Raw genomic sequence first — 25,482 nt, forward strand, 5'->3', positions numbered from 1 at the left:
GTCACGACATAGGATGGGAGCACCGCGCGCCGCGTTCCGGCGCGGGCGCTGATGGGCTACGCCTTCAGGTAGTCGGCGCGCGCGCCCAGCCAGCGCTCGACGTGGCGCGCGGCGTCCTCGGGGTAGCGCGCCCACATCGCCGGCGCGGCGGCGCGCGCCCATTGCAGCAGGGCGCCGTCCTCGGCCAGGTCGGCAAAGCGCAGCAGCGCGTCGCCGCTCTGGCGTGCACCCAGAAACTCGCCGGGGCCGCGGATGGCCAGGTCGCGCCGCGCGATCTCGAAGCCGTCGCTGGTCTCCAGCATGGCCTTCAGGCGCGCGCGCGCCGTCTCGCCCAGGCGCCCGCCCTCGGGCACGCTGTACAGCAGTACGCAGGCCGAGGCCGCCGCGCCGCGCCCCACGCGCCCGCGCAGCTGGTGCAGCTGGCTCAGGCCGAAGCGCTCGGCGTGCTCGATCACCATCACGCTGGCGTTGGGCACGTCCACGCCCACCTCGATGACGGTGGTGCTGACCAGCACGTCGATGCGGCCGGCAACGAACTCGGCCATCACCGCCTTCTTGTCGGCCGGCGGCAGGCGCGCGTGCAGCAGGCCCACGCAGGCGCCGGGCAGCGCGGCGGACAACTCCTCGTGCGTCTGGCTGGCATGGCGCAGGTCCAGCGCCTCGCTCTCCTCGATCAGCGGACACACCCAATACACCTGCCGCCCCTCGGCGATCTGCGCGCGCAGGCGTTCGACCAGCTCGTCGCGGCGGTGTTCGGCCAGCAGCTTGGTCAGCACCGGCGTGCGCCCGGGCGGCAGTTCGTCGAGCGTGGACACGTCCAGGTCGGCGTAGTAGCTCATGGCCAGGGTGCGCGGGATGGGGGTGGCGCTCATCATCAGCAGGTGCGGTTCACGCTCTGTTTCCGATAGCTTGTTGCGCAGCGCCAGCCTTTGCTCCACGCCAAAGCGGTGCTGCTCGTCGATGACGGCCAGGCCCAGGTGCGCAAACTTCACCTGCGCCTGGATGACGGCGTGCGTGCCGATCACCAGCGCCGCCGCGCCGCTCTCGATGGCGGCCAGCATGGGCGCGCGCTCCTTCTTTTTCTGGCTGCCGGTGAGCCAGGCCACCGCCTGCCCGCGCGCGGCCAGCAGCGGCGCCAGCCACTGCGCCAGCTTGGCGAAGTGCTGCTCGGCCAGGATTTCGGTGGGCGCCATCAGCGCGCACTGCCAGCCGGCGTCGATGGCCACGCAGGCGGCCAGCGCGGCCACCACGGTCTTGCCGCTGCCCACGTCGCCCTGCAGCAGGCGGTGCATGGGCTGGGTGCGCGCCAGATCGCGCGCGATCTCCTCGCCCACGCGGCGCTGCGCGCCGGTCAGCGCGAACGGCAGCGCCGCCAGCAGCTGCTCGGGCAGGCCGCCGGGCGCCGGGCGCATGGCCGGGGCGCGCAGTTGCTGGCGCGCGATGCGGGCCTTCCACTGCGACAGCTGCTGGGCCAGCAGCTCCTCGGCCTTCAGGCGCTGCCAGGCCGGGTGACTGTGGTCCTGCAGCTCGCTCAGCGTGGCGCCGGCCGCGGGGTGGTGCAAAAAAGTGAGCGCCTGACGCAGATCCCACGGGCGCAAGGCGTCGATCTGGCTTGAAAATTCAGCGGGAAGGGTCGCCCCCAGGTCGGCCTGCGCCAGGCCCGCCTGCACGGCCTTGCGCAGGTACGCCTGGGGCAGCTGCGCCACCGTGGGGTACACGGGCGTGAGCGCCGCCGGCAGCGCGCCGCCGGCGGCGTGCACCGTGGGGTGCATCATGGTCAGGCCGCCGAAGCCGCCGCGCAGCTCGCCCCGCAAGCGCAGGCGCGCGCCCACCGCCAGCTGCCGGAGCTGCGAGGGGTAGAAGTTGAAAAAGCGCAGCACGCAGCGCTCGCCGCCGTCCTCCACCGTCACCAGCAACTGGCGGCGCGGGCGGTAGGCCACCTCCTGGTGCACCACCGTGGCCTCGAACTGCACCGGCTCATGGCTGAGCACGCGCGCCGCCTCGGCCAGCGGCGTGAGCCGCGTCTCGTCCTCCCAGCGCAGCGGCAGGTGCAGCGCCAGGTCGATGGGGCGCACCAGGCCCAGCTTGTGCAGCGCCTTCTGCGGCGCGCTGAGCGGCTGGGCGGGCGGGGCCTGGGCGTCGGGCATGGGACAATTCTGCCTTTCCCTTGGCACGGGCCCGTCCGGCCCTCAAGCATGTCTGAACGCATCTTCACCACGAGCGACTTCGACTTCGCTCTGCCCCCCGAGCTCATTGCCCAGCACCCCGCGCCCGAGCGCAGCGCCTCGCGCCTGCTGGACGGCAGCGGGCCCGCGCCCGTCGACCGCGCTTTCCGCGAGCTGCCCGCGCTGCTGGCGCCCGATGACCTGCTGGTGTTCAACGACACGCAGGTGGTCAAGGCCCGCCTGTACGGCACCAAGCCCAGCGGCGGCCGGCTGGAGCTGCTGATCGAGCGCATGCTGCCCGATGGCACGGTGGCCGCGCACATGAAGGTCAGCAAAAAACCCCCGCCCGGCACGGTGCTGAACATGGACGGCGGCTTTGCGGCCGAGCTGCTGGGGCGCTGGCCCGATGCCGGCGGCCCGCTGTTTCACCTGCGCCTGTCCGGCGACGCCTACGCGCTGATGGCCGCGCACGGCCACGTGCCGCTGCCGCCGTACATCGAGCACGCCGACACCGACGAGGACCTGGCGCGCTACCAGACCGTGTTCGCCAAGAACCCCGGCGCGGTGGCCGCCCCCACGGCAGCGCTGCACTTCGACGACACGGTGCTGGCCGCGCTGGATGCCCGCGGCGTGGCGCGCGCGGCCGTCACGCTGCACGTGGGCGCCGGCACCTTCCAGCCCGTCAAGACCGAAACCCTGGCCGAGCACGTGATGCACCGCGAGCGCTACCACGTGCCCCAGGCCACGCAGGCCGCCATCGCCGCCTGCCGCGCGCGCGGCGGGCGCGTGGTGGCCGTGGGCACGACCACGGTGCGCACGCTGGAGAGCTGGGCGCACAGCGGCCAGGCCGACGGCGACACCGGCATCTTCATCACGCCGGGCTTTCGCTTTCGGGTGGTCGATGCCCTGGTCACCAACTTCCACCTGCCGCGCAGCACGCTGATGATGATGATCAGCGCCTTCGCCGGCCACGCGCACGTGATGGCGCTGTACCGCCACGCCGTGGCCGCGCGCTACCGCTTCTTCAGCTACGGCGACGCCATGTGGCTGGTGCGTCCCGGATAATCACGGGTTCACGCGCGTGCCCTGCCCGCCCCTCTTTTGCCTCCGGCCTCCCGACGATGTCCAGCCCCTTTTCCTCCGTTGATCCCTTCACCGACCCGTTCACGCTCGAGCTGCAGCGCATTCGCGGCCTGATCGAGGTGGGGCAGCTGCAGCCCGCCGCGCAGGCGCTGAACGCGGCGCAGAAACAGGCGCCCACCGACGCCCGCGTGCCCCTGGTGGGCATGCGGCTGGCGCAGCAGGCCGGCAACGTGCCCGCCGCCATCCAGGCCGCGCGCAAGGCGCTGGCGCTGGCGCCCGACTGGCACGTGGCGCAGATCGAGCTGGCCCTGATGCTGGCCAAGGACAAGCAGGGCGACGAGGCGCTGTCGCTGGCCATGCAGGCGCTGGCCAACGAGCCCCTCGACAAGCAGGTGATGATCGGCGCCATCAACGTCGCGCTGTACGCCGAGCGCATCGAGCAGACCCGCCGCTGGGCCGAGGACGGCGTGCGCCGCTTTCCGGACGAGCTGGGCATCCGCCTGTTCCTAGCGCGCTTTCTGGCCAGCCAGGACGAGTACGCCCTGGCGCGCGAGCACTACGCCCACGTGCAGGCGCGGCTGCCGCAGCACGACGAGACGCTGCGCGGCCTGCTGGACTGCGCGCTGCACGAGAAGGACGACGAGCAGGCCCGCCAGTGGGCCGACCATCTGCTGGCCCTGCACCCGCAGGACGAGAACGTGCGCTCCTGGCACGCCATCGCGCACGGCCAGACGCCGCGCACGCAGCCCACCGAGGTGATCACCGGCATCTTCGACGGCTACGCCGAGCGCTTCGACCAGCACCTGGTCGGCACCCTGCAGTACCGCGTGCCCCGGCGCGTGGCCGAGATCCTGAAGGCCAAGCACCCCGACGGGCGCTTCAACCTGCTGGACCTGGGCTGCGGCACCGGCCAGGTGGCGGCCTACCTGGGCCGCATCCAGGGCCACATCATCGGCGTCGACCTGTCCGACAAGATGATCGAGCAGGCCGCCAAACTGGGCCTGTATTCGCGCTTCCACCAGGTCAACGTGCTGGACGCGCTGCGCGAGACCCCGGCCGACCTCTACGAGGCCATCACCTGCACCGACGTGCTGATCTACGTGGGCGAGCTGGAGCCGGTGATTCCCAACGCGCTGCGCATCCTCAAGCCCGGCGGGCACTTCGTCTTCTCGTGCGAGAGCGCCGGCGAGGACGAGGCCGACCTGGTGCTGCGCGAGAAAAGCAACCGCTACGCCCACAAGGCCTCGGCGGTGGAACGCCTGTGCCGGGCGGCCGGCTTCGACGAGGTCGTGATCGAAGAGCTGCCCGCGCTGCGCCTGGAAGGCGGCCAGCCCCTGCCGGGCTTCCTGGTCACCGCGCGCAAGCCATTGGCTGCCTGACGAACGATGTTGCAGTTCGAGCTGCTGGGCAACGACCCGCACAGCCACGCCCGGCGCGGGCGGCTCACGCTCAACCACGGCGTCGTGCAGACGCCCATCTTCATGCCCGTGGGCACCTACGGCACCGTCAAGGGCGTGCTGCCGCGCAGCCTGCGCGAGATGGGCGCGCAGATCATCCTGGGCAACACCTTCCACCTGTGGATGCGCCCCGGCCTGGACGTGCTGCGCAGCTTTGGCGGGCTGCACGGCTTCGAGCGGTGGGACCAGCCCATCCTCACCGACTCGGGCGGCTTTCAGGTCTGGTCGCTGGGCGAGATGCGCAAGATCACCGAGCAGGGCGTGCACTTTGCCAGCCCCGTCAACAGCGACAAGCTGTTCATGTCGCCCGAGGTCAGCATGCAGATTCAAACCGTGCTGAACAGCGACATCGCGATGCAGCTGGACGAATGCACGCCCTACGAGACCCAGGGCCACGTCACCACCGAGGCCGAAGCCCGCGCCAGCATGGAAATGAGCCTGCGCTGGGCCAAGCGCTCGCAGGACGAATTCCAGCGCCTGCAAAACCCCAACGCCCTGTTCGGCATCGTGCAGGGCGGCATGTTCGAGCACCTGCGGCAGGAGTCGCTGGAGCAGCTGGTGGCCATGGACTTTCCCGGTTACGCCATCGGCGGCGTCAGCGTGGGCGAGCCCAAGGAGGACATGCGGCGCATCATGGCGCACACCCCGCACCGCCTGCCCGCCCACAAGCCGCGCTACCTGATGGGCGTGGGCACGCCCGAGGACCTGGTCGAGGGCGTGGCCTGCGGCGTGGACCTGTTCGACTGCGTGATGCCCACGCGCAACGCGCGCAACGGCCACCTGTTCACCCGCTGGGGCGACCTGAAGATCCGCAACGCCCGCCACAAGGCCGACCCCCGCCCCATCGACGAGACCTGCACCTGCCACGCCTGCGCGGGCGAGGCCGGGGTGCCCTGGGCCGAGGGCGGACGCGGCGGCTTCTCGCGCGCCTACCTGCATCACCTGGAGCGCTGCGGCGAGATGCTGGCCCCCATGCTGGCCAGCATCCACAACCTGCACTACTACCTGAACCTGATGCGCGAGGTGCGCGCCGCGCTGGACGCGGGCGAGTTTGCGGCCTTTCGCGCGCGCTTTGCCGCCGACCGGGCGCGCGGGGTTTAAGAGCCTGCCGCGCAGGCGACTGGAATGGCGCCGCGCAGAAGCTATGCTTTGAGATTTGCGACCCCCATTCGACGGAGCCTGGCCCATGAAAACCCGCATCACCGAACTGTTCGGCATCCAGCACCCCATCATCCAGGGCGGCATGCACTTCGTCGGCCTGGCCGAGCTGGCCGCTGCCGTGTCCAACGCGGGCGCCTTGGGCATCATCACCGGCCTGACGCAAAAGACGCCCGAGCTGCTGGCGCGCGAGATTGCCCGCTGCCGCGAGATGACGGACAAGCCCTTCGGCGTCAACCTGACCTTTCTGCCCACCGTCACCTCGCCCGACTATCCGGGCTACATCAAGGCCATCGTCGAGGGCGGCGTGAAGATCGTCGAGACCGCCGGCAACAACCCGCAAAAGTGGATGCCGCTGCTGCACGAGCACGGCATCAAGGTGATCCACAAGTGCACCTCGGTGCGCCACGCGCTCAAGGCCGAGGCCATCGGCTGCGACGCGGTGAGCGTGGACGGCTTCGAGTGCGGCGGCCACCCGGGCGAGGACGACGTGCCCAACTTCATCCTGCTGCCGCGCGCGGCCGAAGAACTCAAGATCCCCTTCGTCGCCTCAGGCGGCATGGCCGACGGGCGCTCGCTGGTGGCGGCGCTGGCGCTGGGCGCCGAGGGCATGAACATGGGCACGCGCTTCATGGCCACGCAGGAGGCGCCGATCCACGAAAACGTCAAGAAGGCCATCGTGGCGGCGAGCGAGCTGGACACCCGTCTGGTGATGCGCCCGCTGCGCAACACCGAGCGCGTGCTGAACAACGCCGCCGTCGAGCGCCTGATCGCCAAGGAAAAGGCGCTGGGCGACAAGCTCACCTTCCAGGACATCATCGAGGAAGTGGCCGGCGTGTACCCGCGCATCATGCAGAACGGCGAGATGGATGCCGGCGCCTTCAGTTGCGGCATGGTGGCCGGCCTGATCCACGACGTGCCCACCGTCAAGGTGCTGGTCGACCGCATGATGGCCGAGGCCGAGGGCCTGATCCGCCAGCGGCTGGCGGGCATGCTGAGCTGAGATTCTTGATCGAATCGGCCTTCAGCCGGCGACAAACAAGCGCAGATAGCTATTGTTTAAATAGCATTCAGCCATCCTGCAGACCGGCCGCTGCCGCCGTGCCGCAGGCATGGCAGTAGTGCGCGAAGCTGCTCTTGCGCGCGTCGCACCGGCCACAGCGGTTGAACAGGCCGATGCCGCAGTGCGGGCAGAAGTCGATGTGCCCGTCCTTCAGGTCGACGGCGCGCTCGCAGCCGGGGCACACGCCCTTGGCCAGCCGCGCCAGCGCGGTGTCGTAGGACAGCTCGCGCCGGCGCTCCTGCTCGGGCTGCGCCTCGGCCGCCTGCTGCCGCGCCAGGTAGCGGTTGAGCGCGGCGATAGCCCAGCGCCCGACAAGCACCGTCAGCACGATGCCCACGGCGTAGCGCACGTAGCCGCCGTAGCTGGGCAGGTAGGGCACCAGCTCGACGAAAAAGGCAAACAGCGCGAACAGGATGAAGCCCCAGACAAAGGGCCACGCGCTGCTCTTGCGCTTTTTGGCGAACAGCCAGCCGGCCAGCAGCAGCAGGGGAAGCGTCAGCGCCAGGCGGTAGCCGAACACGCGCAGCTCCCGCGCGCGCAGCGCGCGCTCGTAGCGGCCCTGGGCCTCGTCCTGCATCTGCTGCAGCTGGCGCTGCGCGCCGTCGCGGGCCTGGCTGGCGTCCAGCAGCGCCTGCTGCTGGCGCTCGACCTCGGCGCGCGCGGCGCGCTCGCGCGCCTGCAACCCGTCCAGCGCGCGGGTGCGCGTGACGACCTCGGGGTCCTGCTCGGCACGCTCGGTGGCCTTGCGCGTGGCGATCCAGTTCTCGAAGCCCTGGCGCGCGTTGCCCACGTCGGACGCGGCCACGCGCTGCTGCAGCCGCGCCTGCGCCAGGGCGTCCTGTGCGGTCTGCGCGCGCTGGCGCGCGGCGTCGATGGTGCGGCGCGCGTCGGCGGCCTTGGCGGCGTCCATGAAGTCGTCGATCGAGGTCGCGGACTCGACCCGCGGCAGGTCGTCGACGATTCTGCCGCCCAGGCCGATCAGGAAGCCGGCGAACACCAGGGCCACCAGCCACAGGCCGCGGCGAAACCATTTTTCGGACAGACGAAGCGATCGGCTCATGAGGGACTCCCGGGTTGGCGCGCAGCTTACCGGGTTCGCCGACGCGGCGGCAAGGCGCCGCCCTCAATCGAAGCGGAAGGCCGAAAGGGTGGTGCGCAGCACCTGGTCCGAGAACACCTTGCGCCCCACGCCGTTGCCGGCGGCGCCGGCAACCACGTGCAGCGGCAGCAGGTGCTCCTCGGCGCGCGGCGGGTGGCACAGGCGCCCGGCCGGGCCGGCGGCGGTGTCCCAGGCGGCCAGGCGGGCGTTGCGCTCGGCCGCGGGCAGGGCCACGGTGTCGGTCAGCCAGCGGTCGAACTCGGCGCTGACCGGCGTCGAGCGCGGATCGCCGTAGCCGCGCATGTTGTGGTAGCTCATGCCGCTGCCGATGACCAGCACGCCTTCGTCGCGCAGCGGCGCCAGCGCCTGGCCGTAGCCGATGTGCGCCTGCGCGTCCAGGCTGCCCAGCAGGGACACCTGCAGCACCGGCACGTCGGCGTCGGGAAAGGCCACCATCAGCGGGATGAAGGTGCCGTGGTCGTAGCCGCGCTGGGTGTCGACGGCGGCGGCGATGCCGGCGTCCGCCAGCAGGCCGCGCGCGCGCTCGGCCAGCGCCGGCGCGCCGGGCGCGGGGTAACGCAACTCGTAGGTGTGCGGCGGAAAGCCGTGGTAGTCGAACAGCATGCCGGGCTGGGCCGAGCCGGTCAGCATGACCTGCGGCGCCAGCCAGTGCGCCGTGACCAGCACGATGGCCGCGGGCCTGGCCGGCAGGCTGGCCGGCATGCCGCGCAGGAAAGCGGCGGTCTTGTCCCAGGCGTCGGGCGGGTTCCAGTCCATGAAGAAGCAGGGGCCGGCGCCGTGCGGGATGTAGAACGCGGGCATGCGGGAGGCGGCAGCGGTCATGGTGATTCCAATCGGCAGGGTGACGGGGTTTTTCCAGGGTTCCTATCATCCGACTTATGGCGCTGGCGTGATCCGGGCCACGCCCATACCGCCGCCCCACCGACCGCCATGACCCCAGACCCCAACCCCTCCATCCCCTGGGCACGCATCGTCGCCGACGTGGCCGACGCGCTGATCTTCATCGACACCCAGGGCGTCATCCGCGTCTGGAACGCCCGGTGCGAAGCCTTGTTCGGCTTCAGCGCGGCCGAGGCGCTGGGGCAGAGCGTCGACCTGATCATCCCCGAGCACCTGCGCGCGGGGCACCGGCGCGGCTTCGAGCAGGCGATGGCGCGCGGCGCCACCCGCCACGGCGCCGAAGTGCGCACCACGCGCGCCACGCACAAGGACGGGCGCCGGCTGTACGTGGACATGACCTTCAGCGTGGTGCTGGGCGATGACGGCCGCGCGCTCGGCTCGGCCGCGATGGCGCGCGACGCCACCGAGCGCTACCTGGCCGAGCGCGCGCGGCGCAGCGCCGAAACCACCGCGCCGCCCCACTGAAAACACGCGCTACAGTGGCGGCACAAAGGGGGGCCGCCACATGGGTCTGAGTTGGGTGCAAAGCCGCGCATTGCTGGGCCTGGCCGCGCCCGCCGTCACGGTGGAGGTGCACCTGGCCAACGGCCTGCCCAGCTTCACCCTGGTCGGGCTGGCCGAGGTGGAGGTCAAGGAGGCGCGCGAGCGCGTGCGCAGCGCCCTGCTCAACAGCGGCCTCACGTTTCCGCACAACCAGCGCATCACCGTCAACCTGGCGCCGGCCGACCTGCCCAAGGACTCGGGGCGGTTCGACCTGCCGATCGCGCTGGGCATCCTGGCCGCCAGCGGGCAGATCGACGGCGCGCGCATGGCGGGCTGGGCCTTCGCCGGCGAGCTGTCGCTGTCGGGCGAGCTGCGCCCGGTGCGCGGCGCGCTGGCCATGGCGGCCGCCTTGCGCGGCCTGCAGCCGGCGCCGCGGCTGGTGCTGCCGCCCGGCAGCGCCGACGAAGCCGCCCTGGTGCCCGGCCTGGCCGTGTACCGCGCCCGGCACCTGCTGGACGTGGTGGCGCAGTTCGTGCCGGGCGCCGACAGCGCCGCGCCCGCCGACGGCTGGGCGCGCATGCCCGCCGCCACCCGCGCGCCCGAGCCCGCCTACCCCGACCTGGCCGACGTCAAGGGCCAGGCCGCCGCGCGCCGCGCGCTGGAGATCGCCGCCGCCGGCGGCCATTCGCTGCTGATGGTGGGCCCGCCGGGCAGCGGCAAGTCGATGCTGGCGCAGCGCTTTGCCGGCCTGCTGCCGCCGATGGACGAGGACGCCGCCCTGCAAAGCGCGGCCATCGCCAGCCTGGACGGCAGCTTCGAGCTGGCGCACTGGGGCCAGCGCCCCACGCGCGCACCGCACCACACGGCCAGCGCCGTGGCGCTGGTGGGCGGGGGCTCGCCGCCGCGGCCGGGCGAGATCTCGCTGGCCGACGGCGGCGTGCTGTTTCTGGACGAGCTGCCCGAGTTTCCGCGCGCCGCCCTGGAGGCGCTGCGCGAGCCGCTGGAAAGCGGCCGCATCCACATCAGCCGGGCCGCGCGGCGGGCCGAGTTTCCGGCGCGCTTTCAGCTCGTCGCCGCCATGAACCCCTGCCCCTGCGGCCACCTGGGCGCGCGCGCCGGCAGCGGCCAGCCCGCCTGCCGCTGCACGCCCGACCAGGTGGCGCGCTACCAGGGCCGGCTGTCGGGCCCGCTGCTCGACCGGATCGATCTGCACGTCGAGGTGCCGCAACTGGCGCCCGACGAACTGCTGGCCGCCCCCGCCGGCGAAGCCAGCGCCGCCGTGCGCACACGCTGCGTGGCGGCGCGCGAGCGGGCGCTGGCGCGCCAGGGCACGCCCAACCAGGCGCTGCAGGGCCAGGTGCTGGACACACACCTGCGGCTCGACCCGGCCGCCGCCGCCTTTGCCGGCACCGCCGCCGCGCGCCTGGGCTGGAGCGCGCGCGCCACGCACCGCGCGCTGAAGGTGGCGCGCACCATCGCCGACCTGGCCGGCAGCCAAGCCACCACCGTGGCCCACGTGGCCGAGGCCATCCAGTACCGGCGTGCGCTGCGGGCGGCGCCCGGCTGAGCTCCCCCATGGCCAGCACCCCACCAGGGTTGAAATTTGACTGGCGTCAACTGCACCGATAAAAGAGGAGGATGAACGTCCGCGAGACCGACGCGCGCCGATCCCGCCCTGCGATCGCGGCCCGCCGTGGGCCCCTGCTGCGCAACCCGGAGCCTGACTCATGAGCACATCCCCCACCCACGACACCCGGCACGCCTCCACCTGGCCCGGCATCGCCACCACCGCCCTGCGCGTGGCCTTCGGCATCATCTGGATGGTGGCCGCGGCCCTCACCTGGCTGCCCGACTTCGCCTCGCACTACGTGGGCTACCTGCTCAACGCCGCGCAGGGCCAGCCGGGCTGGAACGCCTGGTGGTTCTCTGCCTGGATCGCGTTGGTGACGCCGCACGCCGCGCTGTTCACCTGGCTCACGCGCCTGGCGGTGTCGGCCATCGCCATTTGCCTGGTGATCGGCTTCGGCGGGCGCACGCTGTACGCCCTGGGCGCCCTGTTCAGCCTGCTGGTGTGGAGCACCGCCGAAGGCTTCGGCGGCCCGTACGCGGTGGGCGTGTCCAACATCGGCACGGCCATCACCTACGTGCTGATCTTCCTCGCCCTGATCGGCCTGCACTACCGCGCCGGCCTGGTGCCCTACAGCCTGGACTACCTGATCGAGCGGCGCTGGCCGCGCTGGCAAAAGATCGCCGAATGGAGCAGCGCCACCGAGCCGCCGCCCGCGCCCGAGGCCCTGCCGCCCGGCGTGCAGATCGTCGCGGTGCTGGGCATCGTGGTGGTGCTGGCCCTCTTGATCGCCGGCCTGCCCAGCACGCTCAACGTCAAGTCGGCCTCGCCCAGCACGGCGGCGGCGGCGGTGTCGCCGCTGATGCTGGCCTCCAAGGAGCCGATCCAGAAGGCGCGTGACGCGCGCCTGCCCCCGGTGGCCGGCGACGGCAGGACGGCCACCATCGAGGTGATCGCCGAGGACCAGAAGGTCGCCATCGCCAACGGCGTCGAATACCAGGCCTGGACCTTCGGCGGCCAGGTGCCGGCGCCCATGATCCACCTGCGCCAGGGCCAGGTCGTGACGGTGAAGTTCACCAACCGCGGCACCATGCACCACGCGCTGGACTTCCACTCGGCCATCACGCCGCCGAACCTGAACTACGTGGACATCAACCCCGGCGAGACGCTGGAGTACACCTTCGTGGCCAGCACGCCGGGCGCCTTCGTCTACCACTGCGGCACGCCGCCGGTGCTGCTGCACATGGCCAACGGCATGTTCGGCGCCATCATCGTCGACCCGGCCACGCCGCTGCCCGAGGCCAGCGAGAGCTACGTCATCGTGCAAAGCGAGTGGTACACGCAGCAGATGGCCGGCAACCTGATGGGCCCCAGCTTCGAGAAGATGCTGCAGATGCGTCCGGACGAGATCGTGTTCAACGGCATCGCCAACCAGTACCACGACCAGCCGCTGCCGATCACGGCCGGCAAGCGCGCCCGCATCTACTTCGTCAACGCCGGGCCGAACCTGTGGAGCGCCTTCCACGTCATCGGCGGCATGTTCGACAAGATCTATCCGGACGCCGACGCCTCGCACGCGCTCAGCGGCGTGTCCACGCACAGCGTGGGGCCCGGCGAGGGCGCGGTGTTCGACGTGATCCTGCCCAAGGCGGGCAAGTACCCCTTCGTCGACCACAGCATGGCCCACATGGCGATCGGGGCCGTGGGCATCCTGGAGGCCAGGGGCGACAGCGCGGCCGCCACGCCCGCCCAGCCCACGCTGACCCAGGCCGGCGGCGCGGCCACGGCCGCCCCGGCGCACGCCGCCGCGCCCGAGCCGGCCGGGCCCTACCAGTTCGACACCGCGCGTGGCGACGCGCTGTACACCCAGCACTGCGCCGCCTGCCACCAGGCCACCGGCATGGGCCTGCCCGGCGCCTTCCCGCCGCTCAAGGGCGACCCGGTGGTGCTGGACGCCAACCCGGCCAAGCACATCCAGGCCATCCTGCACGGCGTGCAGGGCCAGACCATCAACGGCACGGCCTACCCCAGCCCCATGCCGCCGTTCGGCGCCACCCTGTCGGACAGCGAAGTGGCCGACATCGTCAACCACGAGCGCACGTCCTGGGGCAACCAGGCCAGGAACGCGACGGCCGACGAGGTGAAGGCGGCGCGCTGACCCCAGGGACCGCCCGTCACTTGACCGGCAGAAAGGCCAGGAAAGGCGCCGCCACCAGACCCTGCACGTAGTCGATCACCGCGCGCCGATGGCGCTCGGTGGCGACGGTGGCCAGCAGGTCGAGCCGGCCGATGATCTGGCCGAACTCGCGCTCGAAGCTGAGGTTGCGCACCTCGCCCGCGATCTCGTTGGCGTGCAGCAGCGGCTGGCCCGCGGCGTCGCGCCGCGTGTTCAGGATCCACAGCGCGGCCTCCATGTTGCGCGCCGCGTTGTAGACGTGCTGCGGATCGATGCCGTCCAGGTAATAGAACTCGCGCCGGCCGCCGTGCGCGGCGACGAGGGTGTCGGCGCAGGCGGCCACGAAGGCCGCCACGCGGTCGCCCGCGAAGCCGGGCGAAAGCGCCAGCGACAGCGCCGCCACGTCGCGCTGGCCCTGCAGCGGGCCCCAGGGCTGGCCGCCCAGCACGCTGGCGTCCAGCTGGCGCAGGGCCGCCTCGCGCGTGGCCGCCGTCTTGCGCCACTCGGCCGGGTTGCGCCGGTACAGTTTGTCGGCCAGCCGGCGCAGGCTGGCCAGGTTGGCGCGCATGGCCGCCTGCGTCAGGCGGTTGCCGTCGCTTTGCAGCAGCTCGCCCGACTGGAAGCTGGCGCCCTGCACCTCGCCCCGCGTCGTGGGGGCGCTGCTGGCGCAGCCCGCCAGCGCGCCGGCAAGCAAAAGGGCCGCCAAGGCGGCCCCGTGGACAGCGCGCGCCGCGGCGCGGAGCTCAGGCGCTCTTGCCGCTGCTCTTGTCCATGCCGAACGTGATCTCACCGGAAAGCTGGCCTCCTTCTTCGATCACGATCTTGCCATAGCGGATCTTGCCCGTGACCTTGCCGGTGGCGAAGATCACCAATTTTTGCCGCACGGTGAGCGTGCCGTCGAAGCTGCCGCGCACCTCGGCGATGTCGATCTCGGCCGAGCCCTTGAAGGCGCCCTGCTCGGCGATCTGGATCACGCGCGAGTTCATGGTCGCCTCGACCGTGCCCTCGACCACCAGCGTGTCGCAATCGGTGATTTCGACGCCCTTGAGCTTGATGTTGGGGCCCACCGTCAGCTTGGCGCCGCCGTCGGACACCGGGTTGGCCGCCGGCGCGGCCGCCAGCGGGCTGGTGGATGCGCCGGCCGGCACCGGGGCCGCGAAGGGCTGCGCGCTGCCGCCGGCGGACCCGAGCGAGCTGGTGCCGCCCAGCGGGCTGCCAGCCGGGCGGGTGGGGGTGGGGTCGGTGTCGCGCTTGCCGAAGAACGGTCCTTGCAGTGCCATGCTTTCTCCTAAGTAACAATCGGTCTAAAGGTCGGTCGATCCTAAGGGCGCATCTCGGGATAATGCGTCCAACAGCGCGCAAGAGTCGTAACGATTACGCGACCCACGCTGGCGCGCCCTCCCTGCCGGCAGGGACGTTACCATGCCAGCGTCCCCATCCCGTTTGCGTCCCGCATGCCCCAACCACCCGCCTGGATCGAACCCGCCACCGACGCGCGCGCGGTGCTGCAGGGCCGGTGGACGGCCGGCGCGCTGGGCAGCAAGCGGGCCTGGCGCGCCGCCCAGGCGGCGCTGGCTCAGGTGGCGCCGGGCGCCGCCTGGGACCTGCGCGCGCTGCAGGCCTTCGACCACCTGGGCGCGCTGACCCTGTGGCAGCACTGGGGCCGGCAGTGGCCGGCGCAGCTGCAGGCGCACGACGCGCAGCGCGCCCTGCTGGAGCGCGTGGCCACGCTGAGCGCTGCCGAGCCGCAGCGGCCGCGCGCCGGCCTGGGCGCGCGCGTGGACACCTTCGGCATCGCCCTGCTGGGCGCGCTGGCGCAGCTGCGCGACTTCGTGGCGCTGTCGGGCCAGCTGCTGCTGTCGGCCCTGCGCCTGCTGGCGGCGCCGCAGTGGGGGCCGTGGCGTGATTTTTCGGGCCTGCTGTACCGCATCGGCGCGCAGGCGCTGCCCATCACGGCGCTGGTGGGCTTTCTGATCGGCGTGGTGCTGGCCTACCTGATGAGCCAGGTGCTGCGCCAGTTCGGCGCCGAGACCTTCATCGTCAACATCCTGGGCCTGGCGCTGATCCGCGAGCTGGGGCCGCTGCTGGCGGCGGTGCTGATCGCCGGGCGCTCGGGCTCGGCCATCACGGCGCAGATCGGCGTGATGCGCGTGACCGAGGAGCTGGACGCCATGCGCGTGCTGGGCATCCCCAAGGGCTTTCGCCTGGTGCTGCCGCGCGCCATGGCGCTGGCCATCGCCATGCCGCTGATCGCGGTGTGGACCACGGCGGCGGCGCTGGTGGGCGGCGTGCTGGCCTCGGACGTCACCCTGGGCATCAGCGCCAGCTACTTCCTGGAGGCGCTGCCCAAGGCGGTGCCCGGCGCCAACCTGGGGCTGGCGGTGGGCAAGTCGGTGGTGTTCGGCCTGTTCATCGCGCTGATCGGCTGCCACTACGGCCTGCGCGTCAAGCCCAACACCGAGAGCCTGGGCCAGGGCACCACCTCGTCGGTGGTGACCTCGATCACGGCGGTGATCCTGATCGACGCGCTGTTTGCCGTCCTATTTAAAAGCGTGGGCATCTGATGAACCCACCAACCCCCGCCGCGCCGCCCGCTGCCGTCGATCCGGTGATCGAGGTGCGCGGCCTGTGGAGCGTGTTTCCGGTGCCGGGCGGCGGCGAGGTGGTGGTGCACCGCGAGCTGGACCTGACCGTGCGCCGCGGCGAGGTGCTGACCCTGGTGGGCGGATCGGGCACGGGCAAGACGGTGCTGCTGCGCCAGATGCTGGGGCTGAACCAGCCCGCGCGCGGGCGCGTGACGGTGCTGGGCCGGCCGGTGGCCGAGCTGACCAGCACCGGCGCGGCCGCGCGCGTGGGCATGCTGTTTCAGCAGGGGGCGCTGTTTTCGGCCTTCAGCGTGCTGGACAACATCGCCCTGCCGCTGCGCGAGACGCGCGCCCTGCCCGACGCGCTGGCGCGCGAGGCGGCGCTGCTCAAGCTGCACATGGTGGGCCTGAAGCCCGGCGACGCGCACAAGATGCCGGCCGAGCTGTCGGGCGGCATGATCAAGCGCGTGGCGCTGGCGCGCGCGCTGGTGATGGACCCGCCGCTCTTGATGCTGGACGAGCCCACCGCCGGGCTGGACCCGGACAGCTCGGACGCCTTCGTCGCCCTGCTGCGCTCGCTGCACCGCGAGCTGGGCCTGACGGTGGTGATGGTCACGCACGACCTGGACACGCTGTTCGAGCTGTCCGACCGCGTGGCCGTGCTGGCCGAGCAGCGCGTGATCGTCTGCGCGCCGGTGCCCGAGGTGCTGGCGTTCGAGCACCCCTTCATCCGCCACTTCTTCCTGGGCGAGCGCGGCCAGCGCGCCATGGAACTGCTGCGCACGCGCCACCACGACGGCGAGAAAGGACAATAAGCCATGGAAAACAAAGCCCACGCCCTGGCCGCCGGCGTGTTCGTGCTGCTGGTGTCGGCCCTGCTGGTGGCCATGGCCATGTGGCTGACGCGCGACGTGACCAACACCACCGCCTACGAGCTGACCACCGCCGACGGCGTGAACGGCCTGCAGGTGCAGGCCGCCGTGCGCTACAAGGGCGTGGCCATCGGCAAGGTCACCGACATCCGCTTCGACCCCCAGCAGCGCAGCAACGTGCTGGTGCGCATCGCCGTCAGCCCGCAGGCGCCCATCACCGCCTCCACCTTCGCCACCCTGGCCTTCCAGGGCGTGACCGGCCTGTCCTTCATCCAGCTCGACGACACCGGCGGCTCCACCGAGCCGCCCCCGCCCGGCCCCGACGGCGTGCCGCGCATCGCCCTGCGCCCCAACCCGCTGGGCCAGATCTCGGACCAGGCCAGCGTGCTGATCGGCAAGGTGGACCAGGCGGTGGAGCGGATCAACCAGGTACTGGCGCCCGAGAACCAGGCCAAGCTGACCCAGGCCCTGGCCGAGGTGGGCGCCGCCGCGGCCAGCGCCGACCGGCTGGCGCGCACCGCCGACCAGACCCTGCGCACCCAGCTCGACCCCGCGCGCGCCGATCTGCCCGGCCTGATCCGGCAGGCCAGCAGCACGCTCAAGGCCACCGAGGGCGTGGCCACCGACGCGCGCCGCACGCTGGCCACGCTGGACGCGGTGGCCGGCGACGCGCGCCAGGGCCTGGCCCGCCTGAGCGGCCCCGGCGGCGTGCTGGAGCGCGTGGACGAAGGCGCCAGCACCGTCACCCGCACCACCTTGCCGCAGCTGCAGAACCTGACCGAGGACGCCAGCCGCACCATCCGCCGCCTGGACCGCATCGCCAACACCCTGGGCGAGAACCCGCAGGCCCTGCTGTACGGCAGCGGTGCCATCGCGCCCGGCCCGGGCGAGCCCGGCTTCGTGGCGCCGGCCGCCACGGGCATGGCTTCACACTGAACGGAACTATGAAATTAATAGCTACTGTGGCATCATCCATGCGGGCCAGCTCTGTTTTTTTCTCAATAACCTTGCTGCTCGCCGGCTGCGCCCTGCCGCTGCCCGACAAGCCGGTGCGCCCCGCCGCCTATGACCTGGGCCCGCCGCTGGCCATGCCCGCGGCCAGCGGCAGCGGCGCGCCCCTGGCCTTCGAGCGGGTGCAGGCACCGGCGGCCATCGACACCAACGCCGTCATCTACCGGCTGCTGTACGCGGGCGGCGCGCAGCAGCCGCGCCCCTACGCCCAGGCGCGCTGGAGCATGCCGCCGGCCCAGCTGCTGGAGCAGCGCCTGCGCCAGGCGCTGACCGCCACCCACCCGGTGCTGGAGCCCGGCAGCGGCCTGGCCACCGTCGAGCTGCGCGCCGAACTGGACGAGTTCGACCAGGTGTTCAGCGCGCCCACGGCCAGCGAGGGCGTGGTGCGCCTGCGCGTGACCGCCACGGCGCCGCTGGCGCGCCAGGGCCGCCTGCTGGGCCAGCGCAGCTTTGTGCAGCGCGTGCCCGCGCCCACGCCCGACGCGGAGGGCGGCGCGCAGGCGCTGCGCGAGGCCAGCGACGCGCTGGTGCGCGAGGTGGCGGCCTGGGTGGGCGCGCTGCCCGCGCCGCAATAACCCGGAGCCCAGCGCCATGTTCCAGCTCAGCGTCCCCTGGTGGGAGTTCATCGTCCGCGGCGTGGTGGTCTATCTGTTCCTGCTGGTGTTCCTGCGCCTGACGGGGCGCCGGCAGATCGGCCAGTACGACCCGTTCGACCTGGTGCTGCTGCTGATCCTGTCCAACGCGGTGCAGAACTCGATGAACGCGGGCGACAACTCGCTCATCGGCGGGCTGATCTCGGCGCTGACGCTGATCGGCTGCCACGTGCTGATCTCGCGCCTGGCCTGGTCCAGCCCGCGCCTGGCGCGCTGGCTGGACGGCAAGCCCCGCGTGCTGATCCGCGCCGGCCAGCTCGACCAGGCCGCCATGGGCGACGAGCGCCTAACGCCCGACGACGTGCACGCCGCGCTGCGCGCCGCCGGCTGCCTGCACACGCACGAGGTGGAGCGCGCCACCATCGAAACCAACGGCCAGATCACCGTGGTGCTGCGCAACCGCGCGTCGGCGCAGATGCCGCCGGGCGAGTCCTGAGCCCAGGTTCTTTCACGCCGCAAAACACAGCCGCACGCGGCAGCCCCGGCCCGGCGCGCTGTCCAGCGTCAGCGCGGCGCCCAGTTGCTCGGCCTGCTCGCGCAGGCCCTGCAGGCCGAAGTGGCCGGCGCGCGGCGTCGCGGTATCGAAGCCCACGCCGTCGTCGGCCAGCTCCAGCCGCCAGCGCGCGGGCTCGTCGCTGTCGGGCGCGGGCACGTTCTCGGGCTGCAGCGTCAGCGTGAGCTGGCGCGCCTGGGCATGGCGCTCGGCGTTGCGCAGCGCCTCGCGCGCGATGGCCAGCACGGTGGCCGCGCGCTCGTCCACCAGTTCGGCGGCGGCCGGGTCGATGTCGGCCGTCACCGCCACGCCGCTGCGCTCGGCCAAGTGCTGCAGCAGTTGCTGCAGCTCGGGGCCCAGGCCGTTGTCGTGCACGCCGGCCGCGCGCATCTGGCCGATGGCCGCACGCGCCTCGGCCAGGCCGCTGGCGGCGGCCTGCTCGGCCGCGGCCAGCTCGGCGCTCCACTCGCCCTGGCTCCAGCGCGCGCCCAGCTTGCGCATCAGCCGGATCTGCGTCAGCAGCGCCATCAGCGAATGCGCCAGCGTGTCGTGCAGGCCGCGCGCCAGGCGCAGGCGCTCGCGCGTGACGGCGGCGTGGCGCGCGTCGCGCGCCAGCCGCTCGATGCGCGCGGTGCGCGCCGCCACGCGGGCGTCCAGCTCGCCGTTGAGCCGCGCCAGCGCGGCCTTCTCGGCCTGCAGGTGCTCGATCAGCTCGGCCAGCGCCTGGCCGATGGCATGCACCTCGTCGCGCCCGGCCGGCACCGCCACGCCGGCGCGCTGCCCGCCCTGCACCGCCCGCGCCTGCCGCGCCAGCGCGCGCAGCCGGCGCAGCGGCCGGTGCGCCACGCCCACCGCCACCAGCGCCGCCAGCAGGCCCATGCCCAGCACGCCCAGCAGCACGGCACGGCGCGTCTGGCGCGCGCGCGCCAGGGCGCTGGCGGCGTCCTCGCGCACCAGCAGCCGCCAGCCGGCGCCGGCGTGATCGACCGGCTGGCCCACCAGGTAGCGCCCGTGCTCGCCCGGGTCGGCCAGCGCCGCGCCCTCGCGCAACGCGGGCGGCCCGGCCAGCAGCCGCCCCTGCGCGTCCAGCAGCAGCAGCTCCAGAGGCGCGCCGCCGGCCAGGGCGCGCAGCCGCGCGTCCAGCTCGGCCTGCAGCCACAGCCAGGGCAGCTGCGCCACCAGCACGCCGGCCGGTGGCGCGCCGGCGCCGGCCAGCGGCACCGTCAGCACCAGGGCGTCGTCCCCGCCGGCGGCGCGCGCGCGCTGCACGATGAGCTGCGGCGCGCGCAGCGCCTGCGCCATGCGGCCCTGCAGGGCCGCGGGCGGCGCGCCGTCCAGGCCGTCGGTGGCGGCCAGCAGCTGGCCCTGGGCGTCGCGCAGGCCGATCCAGCCCAGCACGGGCTGCGCGCGCTGCAGCGCCTGCAGGCGCTCGGCCAGGTCGGGCGCGGCGGCGCCGTCGTCCAGCCGCCATTGGGCGGCGCTGGCCTGCATGGCGGCCAGCAGCACCTGCACGCGCGCGGTCAGCGCGTCGGCGGCCTGGCCGGCGGTCTGGCCCAGGCGCGCCTGGGTGTCGGCGCGCATCTGGCGCGCCACGGCGGCGGCGGCCAGCTCGGCGGCCACCAGCGCGGCGACGAGGACCAGCACGAACACCGCCCAGCCGACGGCGGCGGCGATGTGGCGGCGCGGGTCGAGCCGCCGCGCCAGCGGCTCGCGGGGCGCGCCTTCGGGCGGCGCGTGGGCTTGCGATAAGCTTGCTGTCATGCCATGCCAGGACCGAACCAGGGTGGATGCATTGTCGGCCAGCGGGCCGCGCCGGAGCTCCCCGTGAACGCGGCGCCGCTGCGCCTGCTGGTGGCCGACGACCAGCCCATCATCCGCCGCGGCCTGGCGCTGATGCTGGACGCCGAGGACGACATCGCGGTGGTGGGCCAGGCGGCCGACGGCCAGCAGGCACTGGAGCTGGCGCGCGCGCTGCGGCCCGACGTGGTGGTGATGGACCTGCAGATGCCGCGCCTGGGCGGCGTGGCGGCCACGCGCCAGCTGGCGGCCGAGCTGCCGCGCGTGCGCGTGGTGGTGCTGACCACCTTCGACGACGACGAGCTGGTGTACGAGGCGGTGCGCGCCGGCGCCCACGCCTACCTGCTGAAGGACGCCGCCGAGGCCGAGGTGCTGGAGACCGTGCGCGCCGTGCACCGCGGCGAGTCGCGCCTGTCGCCGGCGGTGGCGCGCAAGGTGCTGGAGCAGTTTCGCACCCTGGCGGCCAGCGCCCGCCACGCCGGCAGCCCGCCGCCCTACCCCGGCGCCGCCCACGTGCCCACGCCGCCCGCGCTGGACGAGCCGCTGTCGGACAAGGAGGAGCGCGTGCTGGCCCTGCTGGCCGACGGCCTGTCCAACCGGCAGATCGCCGAGCGGGTGTTCCTGGCCGAGGGCACGGTGAAGAACTACGTCAGCCGCATCATGGACAAGCTGCACGCGCGCAACCGCATCGAGCTGGCGGTGCTGGCCCAGACCCGGCGCGGCTGAGGCCCCTACTGCATGAACCAGCCGTGGCTGACCACCAGCGACTGGCCGGTGAGCGCGTTGCTGGGCCAGGCGGCGAAGGTGAGCGCGGCCTGCGCCACGTCGTCGGTGGTGGTGAACTCGCCGTCGACGGTGTCCTTGAGCATCACGGTCTTGATGACCTCGTCCTCGCTGATGTGCAGCTCGGCCGCCTGCTCGGGGATCTGCTTTTCGACCAGCGGCGTGCGCACGAAGCCCGGGCAGATGACGTTGGCGCGGATGTTGTGCGCCGCGCCTTCCTTGGCGATGACCTTGGCCAGGCCTTCCAGGCCGTGCTTGGCCGTGACGTAGGGGCTCTTGAGCTTGGAGGCCTCCTTGGAGTGCACCGAGCCCATGAAGATGATGCAGCCGCCGCGGCCCGAGGCGATCATCTGCCGCACCGCCGCGCGCGAGGTGAGGAAGCCGCCGTCCAGGTGCACGGCCAGCAGCTTCTTCCAGTCGGCGAACTTGAAGTCCTCGATCGGCGCGACGATCTGGATGCCGGCGTTGCTGACCACGATGTCAACCGCGCCCAGTGTCTTTTGCACCTGCGCGAAGCCGGCGTCCACCGCGGCCTCGTCGGTCACGTCCATCACGATGGCCAGGGTCTTGACGCCCTTGGCGGCGATGGCGTCGGCGGCGGCCTGCGCGTCGGCCAGTTTCAGGTCGGCGATGACGACGTTGGCGCCGGCGTCGGCGTAGACCTCGGCGATGCGCTTGCCCAGGCCGCTGGCGGCGCCGGTGACGAGGGCTGTCTTGCCCTTGAGGCTGAGGGTGGTGCTGGCCTGGACTTGGGGGTTGCTCATGATGATGCTCCGGTAGGTTTTTAAATGAAAGGGGTCGTTGGCGGGCGCCAATCAAGCGCCACAAGCTATTAAATTGATACTACTTCGCATGCTTGCGCGCCGCGGTGCCGTCGGCCAGGTAGTCGTGCACCACCTCGCCCAGGCCCAGCGTCAGGTCGGTCAGGATGTGCACCGCGCCCACCACCTCCAGCACCGGCAGGCGCGCCACGGGGGCCAGCGCGTGCTCGAACAATTGCAGCGCGGCCGGGCCTTCCCAGGCGCCCTTCACGGTCACGTCCTGGCAGTGGTAGCGCACCAGCTCGCACACGCGCGGCGTGCAGTCCACGTGCGGCATGATCTTGAGCAGGTAGTTGGCGCCGGTCACCGCGGCCAGCGCCTGGTCGTGGTCGAACGGGCGGTGCTTGTAGCCCATGGTGCCGGTGGCCACGCGGATGTCGCCGTAGTCCAGCGTGCCCACCAGCACGTCCTTGTCCACGCGCAGGCTGGGGCCGGCCAGCTTCTTGGGAAAGCCCCAGATCTCGCGCCCGCCGGCAATCGGCGCGTCGTCGTTGAGGAACATGTTGTGCGAGTAGGTGCCGGGCGCGCCGTTGAAGCTGACCGGGATCACCTGGCCCGACTCGGTGTAGTCGCCAAAGCCGGTGGAGTCGGGCATGCGGATGAACTCCATCTTGACGATGGCGCCGGGCGCGGGCTTGAGCGGCGCGGGCACCACGGCATCGAGCAGCGCGGGGTCGGTGCGGTAGCTGATGACCATGAACTCGCGGTTGACGAAGCGGTAGGGCCCGCGCGGGTAGATCGGGCTGGTCAGCGGCATGGCCCAGGCCTGGGCGCGAACGTCGTGCTGATTCATGACGGGTTTTCCTTGGAAGTGACGGCAGGAGGGTGGCGCGGCATGGGCGCGTCGGGGTGCGCATCGAGCACGCGAAACTCGCCCGGCCGCGGCGCGCCCTGGCGGCCCAGCAGCTGCAGCGCGGCGCCCATGTCGGCGCCGCCGGCCTGCCAGTGCTCGGTCATGGACAGGTGGGAGAACTCGTAGTCCTTGGTCTGGGTCTCGCTGTCCTTGCGCCGATGGATCACGTGCACCAGGGTGACGGGCGCGTCCAGCGTGCCCGCCAGCAAGGCCTGCACCTCGGCGCTGGCGCGCCGGGCCTTGGGCAGCAACGCCGCCAGGCGGCGCAGCCGCGCGTGCAGCTGATGGCGCGCGCGCACCTCGTCGCTGACCAGCCGGGTGCGGCTGGAAAAGCGGATGTCCTTCTCGCGCTCGGCCGCGTCGGCCAGGGTCTGCGGCACGCGGCCGCGGGCGCGAAACAGGTCGATCTGGAACACCGTGACCGGCCGCGCGGCGCCGGCCGGCAGCTGGTCCATCACATAAGCCAGCGGGGTGTTGGACACCAGGCCGCCGTCCCAGTAGAAATGCTCGCCGATGGGCACGGCGCCAAAGCCCGGCGGCAGCGCGCCGCTGGCCATCACGTGCTCGGGGCCGATGCGCTCGCGCCGGTTGTCGAAGTAGGTGAAGTTGCCGCTTTGCACGTCCACCGCGCCGACCGAAAAGCGCATGGGGCCCTGGTTGAGCAGCTCGAAGTCCACCAGCTCCAGCAGCGTATCGCGCAGCGGCGCGGTGTCGTACCAGCTGGCGGGCGGCTGCGGCCACCAGGCCAGCGGCGGGCGCGGCGCAAAAAAGCCCGGCACGCCCACCATCGCGCCCCACAGGGCCATGGCGTTGTCCCACCAGCCGCGCACCGGCGCCACCCACTCGGCCTGCGGGCGCAGCGGCAGCGCCAGGCTGACGCGCTCCCAGAAGGCACGCAGGCGCTCCACGCGCCGCCCCGGCGGGTTGCCGGCGATCAGCGCCGCGTTGATCGCGCCGATGGAAATGCCCGCCACCCAGTCCAGCGCCTGCGCGCGCAGCGCCAGCGCCTCGTAGGCGCCAGCCTGGTACGCGCCCAGCGCGCCGCCACCCTGCAGCACCAGGGCGGCGAGGGGGGCGTTCGATGAGCGGGGGCTTGCGGCATGCGGCATGAAGGGCTCAGCTCATCCAGTGGAAGTTGGCGTCCATGCCCTTGGGGCCGATGTGGATCTCCCGCGTCAGGGTGTCGCCCTTGTACGCGGCGGTGACGCGGTAGTCGCCCTGGGGCAGCTGCACGTAGGTCATCGGGCCGGCGTCCTTCAGGCGCAGCACGGCGCGGCCGCCGTGGTCGAAGATCTTCAGCTTCACGTCGGCGACGAACTCGTTGCTGGACTTGTCGGAAAACGTCAGGCGCAGCGGCCAGTGGCGCGCGTCCTTGTGCATGCGCTCCTCGCTCAGCTGGCCGACGCCGCCGTTGAGGTAGGTGGTGCCGGGCACGACGTCGAACATCGTCACGTCCTCGTCGACCACCACGGGCTTGCTGGCCTGCGTGGCCTTGGCTGGCGCGGTGGCGGCGGGCGCGGCGGCCCAGGCGGGGGCGGCCAGCGTGCCGCCCAGCGCCAGGGCGGCCAGCGCCACGGCCGTGCGCAGGCCGGTGCGTTGGAGGGTGGGTGTGTTCATGATGGGCTCCATGTTCATCGGCGCTCTTCGGGGATGCCTGCGAAGAACCGTTGAGATGACAAGCTGTCATCAGGCATGGGGCCCACTCTAGGCGCCTGGGCGGCGCGTGCACAGTGCCGGTCGTCACGACTTGCCCGTGACCGGCGTCACACCCTCGGCGCTGGGTCAGAAGGTGTGAATGAATCCGGCGTGCCCGAGCAGACCGCCCCAACGTGGCCGATCAAGGCGCAAAGCGCAGACGTAGCTCGGGCTACGGCGAGCATTTGCAACACCGAGCGGGCGCGTTTGGGCGGGATGAGCGGGCATGGCGGGTTCGTTCGCACCTTCTCAGCCGGCGGCCGGCGTGCGGCGGCGGAACATGCCGTAGCCGTCCATCATCAGCACCTGCTCGCCGCGCTGGTTGAACATCTCCCACTGCGTGCGCACCAGGCCGACGTCGGGGCGCGACTTCATCGGCCGCGTCTCGGTCACGCGCTGACGCAGCGTGAGCGTGTCGCCGGGGAACACGGGCTTGAGCCACTGCAGCTTTTCCAGGCCGGGCGAGCCCAGGCTGGACGACTCGAGCAGGAAGTTGCGCACCATCAGGCCCATGGCCATGCTGCAGGTGTGCCAGCCGCTGGTGGCCAGCCGGCCGAAGATCGACTGCGCGGCGGCCTCGTCGTCCAGGTGGAAGGGCTGCGGGTCGTAGCGGCCGGCAAAGGCCAGCGCCTCCTCGCGCTCGACGGTGACGCTGCCCAGCTCGATGGTCTGGCCGGCGTGCAGGTCTTCCCAGTAGTACTTGATGGTCTTGTTGGCCTTGGCTTGCGACATGTTGGTTTCCATGAA

At 72.3% G+C, this 25,482-nt stretch carries 24 protein-coding genes; 13 read left to right on the forward strand and 11 right to left on the reverse strand.

Annotated features, from left to right (window positions below):
* Nucleotides 1-56: 56 nt before the first annotated feature.
* On the reverse strand, nt 57-2,147 hold the full coding sequence (gene recG / locus H6927_01115; GenBank protein MCP5216699.1) for an ATP-dependent DNA helicase RecG: 2,091 nt from the start codon (nt 2,145-2,147) through the stop codon (nt 57-59).
* A gap of 48 nt (nt 2,148-2,195) precedes the next feature.
* Between recG and queA the strand changes: the two genes are divergently transcribed.
* The 4 genes from queA to H6927_01135 all read left to right on the forward strand — a co-directional run bounded on the left by queA (nt 2,196) and on the right by H6927_01135 (nt 6,866).
* Complete coding sequence (gene queA / locus H6927_01120; GenBank protein ID MCP5216700.1) at nt 2,196-3,230, forward strand: tRNA preQ1(34) S-adenosylmethionine ribosyltransferase-isomerase QueA; 1,035 nt, start codon at nt 2,196-2,198, stop codon at nt 3,228-3,230.
* 56 nt (nt 3,231-3,286) lie between these two features.
* Complete coding sequence (locus H6927_01125; GenBank protein MCP5216701.1) at nt 3,287-4,627, forward strand: methyltransferase domain-containing protein; 1,341 nt, start codon at nt 3,287-3,289, stop codon at nt 4,625-4,627.
* Nucleotides 4,628-4,633: 6 nt separating this feature from the next.
* Nucleotides 4,634-5,806, forward strand: coding sequence for a tRNA guanosine(34) transglycosylase Tgt (gene tgt, locus H6927_01130; protein MCP5216702.1), 1,173 nt, complete (start codon nt 4,634-4,636; stop codon nt 5,804-5,806).
* 85 nt (nt 5,807-5,891) lie between these two features.
* On the forward strand, nt 5,892-6,866 hold the full coding sequence (locus H6927_01135; GenBank protein ID MCP5216703.1) for a nitronate monooxygenase: 975 nt from the start codon (nt 5,892-5,894) through the stop codon (nt 6,864-6,866).
* Nucleotides 6,867-6,933: 67 nt separating this feature from the next.
* On the opposite strand, the gene H6927_01140 is transcribed toward H6927_01135, so the two are convergent.
* Together H6927_01140 and H6927_01145 are read right to left on the reverse strand one after the other, a co-directional pair.
* Complete coding sequence (locus H6927_01140) at nt 6,934-7,986, reverse strand: serine endopeptidase (protein MCP5216704.1); 1,053 nt, start codon at nt 7,984-7,986, stop codon at nt 6,934-6,936.
* A 63-nt stretch (nt 7,987-8,049) separates the two neighbouring features.
* Complete coding sequence (locus H6927_01145) at nt 8,050-8,868, reverse strand: dioxygenase (protein ID MCP5216705.1); 819 nt, start codon at nt 8,866-8,868, stop codon at nt 8,050-8,052.
* 108 nt (nt 8,869-8,976) lie between these two features.
* Here H6927_01145 and H6927_01150 point away from each other — a divergent pair, with 108 nt between their 5' ends.
* The 3 genes from H6927_01150 (at nt 8,977) to H6927_01160 (ending at nt 13,154) form a co-directional block, all read left to right on the forward strand.
* The gene (locus H6927_01150) at nt 8,977-9,411 is read left to right on the forward strand and encodes a PAS domain S-box protein (protein MCP5216706.1); all 435 of its coding nucleotides are present in this window, start codon (nt 8,977-8,979) and stop codon (nt 9,409-9,411) included.
* A gap of 40 nt (nt 9,412-9,451) precedes the next feature.
* Nucleotides 9,452-10,996 (forward strand): YifB family Mg chelatase-like AAA ATPase, encoded by a 1,545-nt coding sequence (locus H6927_01155; GenBank protein ID MCP5216707.1) that lies wholly within the window; start codon nt 9,452-9,454, stop codon nt 10,994-10,996.
* Nucleotides 10,997-11,156: 160 nt separating this feature from the next.
* Nucleotides 11,157-13,154 carry a multicopper oxidase domain-containing protein gene (locus tag H6927_01160; protein MCP5216708.1) on the forward strand — a complete coding sequence of 666 codons (1,998 nt, stop codon included), beginning with the start codon at nt 11,157-11,159 and terminating at the stop codon, nt 13,152-13,154.
* A gap of 16 nt (nt 13,155-13,170) precedes the next feature.
* Here H6927_01160 and H6927_01165 read toward each other — a convergent pair whose 3' ends face one another.
* Both H6927_01165 and H6927_01170 read right to left on the reverse strand, forming a co-directional pair.
* The gene (locus H6927_01165; protein ID MCP5216709.1) at nt 13,171-13,878 is read right to left on the reverse strand and encodes a hypothetical protein; all 708 of its coding nucleotides are present in this window, start codon (nt 13,876-13,878) and stop codon (nt 13,171-13,173) included.
* Between the two features lie 37 nt (nt 13,879-13,915).
* Entirely contained in the window at nt 13,916-14,452 is a 537-nt protein-coding gene (locus H6927_01170; GenBank protein MCP5216710.1) for a polymer-forming cytoskeletal protein, read from the reverse strand.
* Between the two features lie 174 nt (nt 14,453-14,626).
* Here H6927_01170 and H6927_01175 point away from each other — a divergent pair, with 174 nt between their 5' ends.
* Genes H6927_01175 through H6927_01195 form a run of 5 tightly spaced genes read left to right on the forward strand, consistent with a single transcriptional unit; the run spans nt 14,627 to nt 18,729 of the window.
* Nucleotides 14,627-15,736, forward strand: a complete 1,110-nt coding sequence (locus H6927_01175) for an ABC transporter permease (protein MCP5216711.1) — start codon at nt 14,627-14,629, stop codon at nt 15,734-15,736.
* Nucleotides 15,736-16,572, forward strand: coding sequence for an ATP-binding cassette domain-containing protein (locus H6927_01180; GenBank protein MCP5216712.1), 837 nt, complete (start codon nt 15,736-15,738; stop codon nt 16,570-16,572). Before H6927_01175 ends, H6927_01180 begins: the two co-directional genes overlap by 1 nt.
* Before the next feature lie 3 nt (nt 16,573-16,575).
* Nucleotides 16,576-17,565 carry an MCE family protein gene (locus H6927_01185; protein ID MCP5216713.1) on the forward strand — a complete coding sequence of 330 codons (990 nt, stop codon included), beginning with the start codon at nt 16,576-16,578 and terminating at the stop codon, nt 17,563-17,565.
* A gap of 38 nt (nt 17,566-17,603) precedes the next feature.
* Entirely contained in the window at nt 17,604-18,215 is a 612-nt protein-coding gene (locus H6927_01190; GenBank protein ID MCP5216714.1) for a membrane integrity-associated transporter subunit PqiC, read from the forward strand.
* A gap of 16 nt (nt 18,216-18,231) precedes the next feature.
* A complete protein-coding gene (locus tag H6927_01195) occupies nt 18,232-18,729 on the forward strand; it encodes a DUF421 domain-containing protein (protein ID MCP5216715.1) in 498 nt (165 codons plus the stop codon).
* 12 nt (nt 18,730-18,741) lie between these two features.
* On the opposite strand, the gene H6927_01200 is transcribed toward H6927_01195, so the two are convergent.
* On the reverse strand, nt 18,742-20,547 hold the full coding sequence (locus tag H6927_01200) for a hypothetical protein (protein ID MCP5216716.1): 1,806 nt from the start codon (nt 20,545-20,547) through the stop codon (nt 18,742-18,744).
* 3 nt (nt 20,548-20,550) lie between these two features.
* Between H6927_01200 and H6927_01205 the strand changes: the two genes are divergently transcribed.
* Nucleotides 20,551-21,309, forward strand: a complete 759-nt coding sequence (locus H6927_01205) for a response regulator transcription factor (GenBank protein MCP5216717.1) — start codon at nt 20,551-20,553, stop codon at nt 21,307-21,309.
* A 5-nt stretch (nt 21,310-21,314) separates the two neighbouring features.
* Here H6927_01205 and H6927_01210 read toward each other — a convergent pair whose 3' ends face one another.
* From H6927_01210 to H6927_01230, 5 genes are all read right to left on the reverse strand, one after another.
* Nucleotides 21,315-22,130, reverse strand: coding sequence for a 3-hydroxybutyrate dehydrogenase (locus H6927_01210; protein ID MCP5216718.1), 816 nt, complete (start codon nt 22,128-22,130; stop codon nt 21,315-21,317).
* 79 nt (nt 22,131-22,209) lie between these two features.
* Entirely contained in the window at nt 22,210-22,980 is a 771-nt protein-coding gene (locus H6927_01215) for an acetoacetate decarboxylase (protein ID MCP5216719.1), read from the reverse strand.
* Nucleotides 22,977-24,149: a patatin-like phospholipase family protein gene (locus tag H6927_01220; protein MCP5216720.1), complete on the reverse strand. Its 1,173-nt coding sequence runs from the start codon at nt 24,147-24,149 to the stop codon at nt 22,977-22,979. Before H6927_01220 ends, H6927_01215 begins: the two co-directional genes overlap by 4 nt.
* Before the next feature lie 7 nt (nt 24,150-24,156).
* Nucleotides 24,157-24,657 carry a hypothetical protein gene (locus H6927_01225; protein ID MCP5216721.1) on the reverse strand — a complete coding sequence of 167 codons (501 nt, stop codon included), beginning with the start codon at nt 24,655-24,657 and terminating at the stop codon, nt 24,157-24,159.
* A 327-nt stretch (nt 24,658-24,984) separates the two neighbouring features.
* A complete protein-coding gene (locus tag H6927_01230) occupies nt 24,985-25,467 on the reverse strand; it encodes a MaoC family dehydratase (protein ID MCP5216722.1) in 483 nt (160 codons plus the stop codon).
* Between the last annotated feature and the right edge of the window lie 15 nt (nt 25,468-25,482).

Source organism: Burkholderiaceae bacterium (assembly GCA_024235995.1).
Classification (GTDB): Bacteria; Pseudomonadota; Gammaproteobacteria; order Burkholderiales; family Burkholderiaceae_C; genus Ottowia.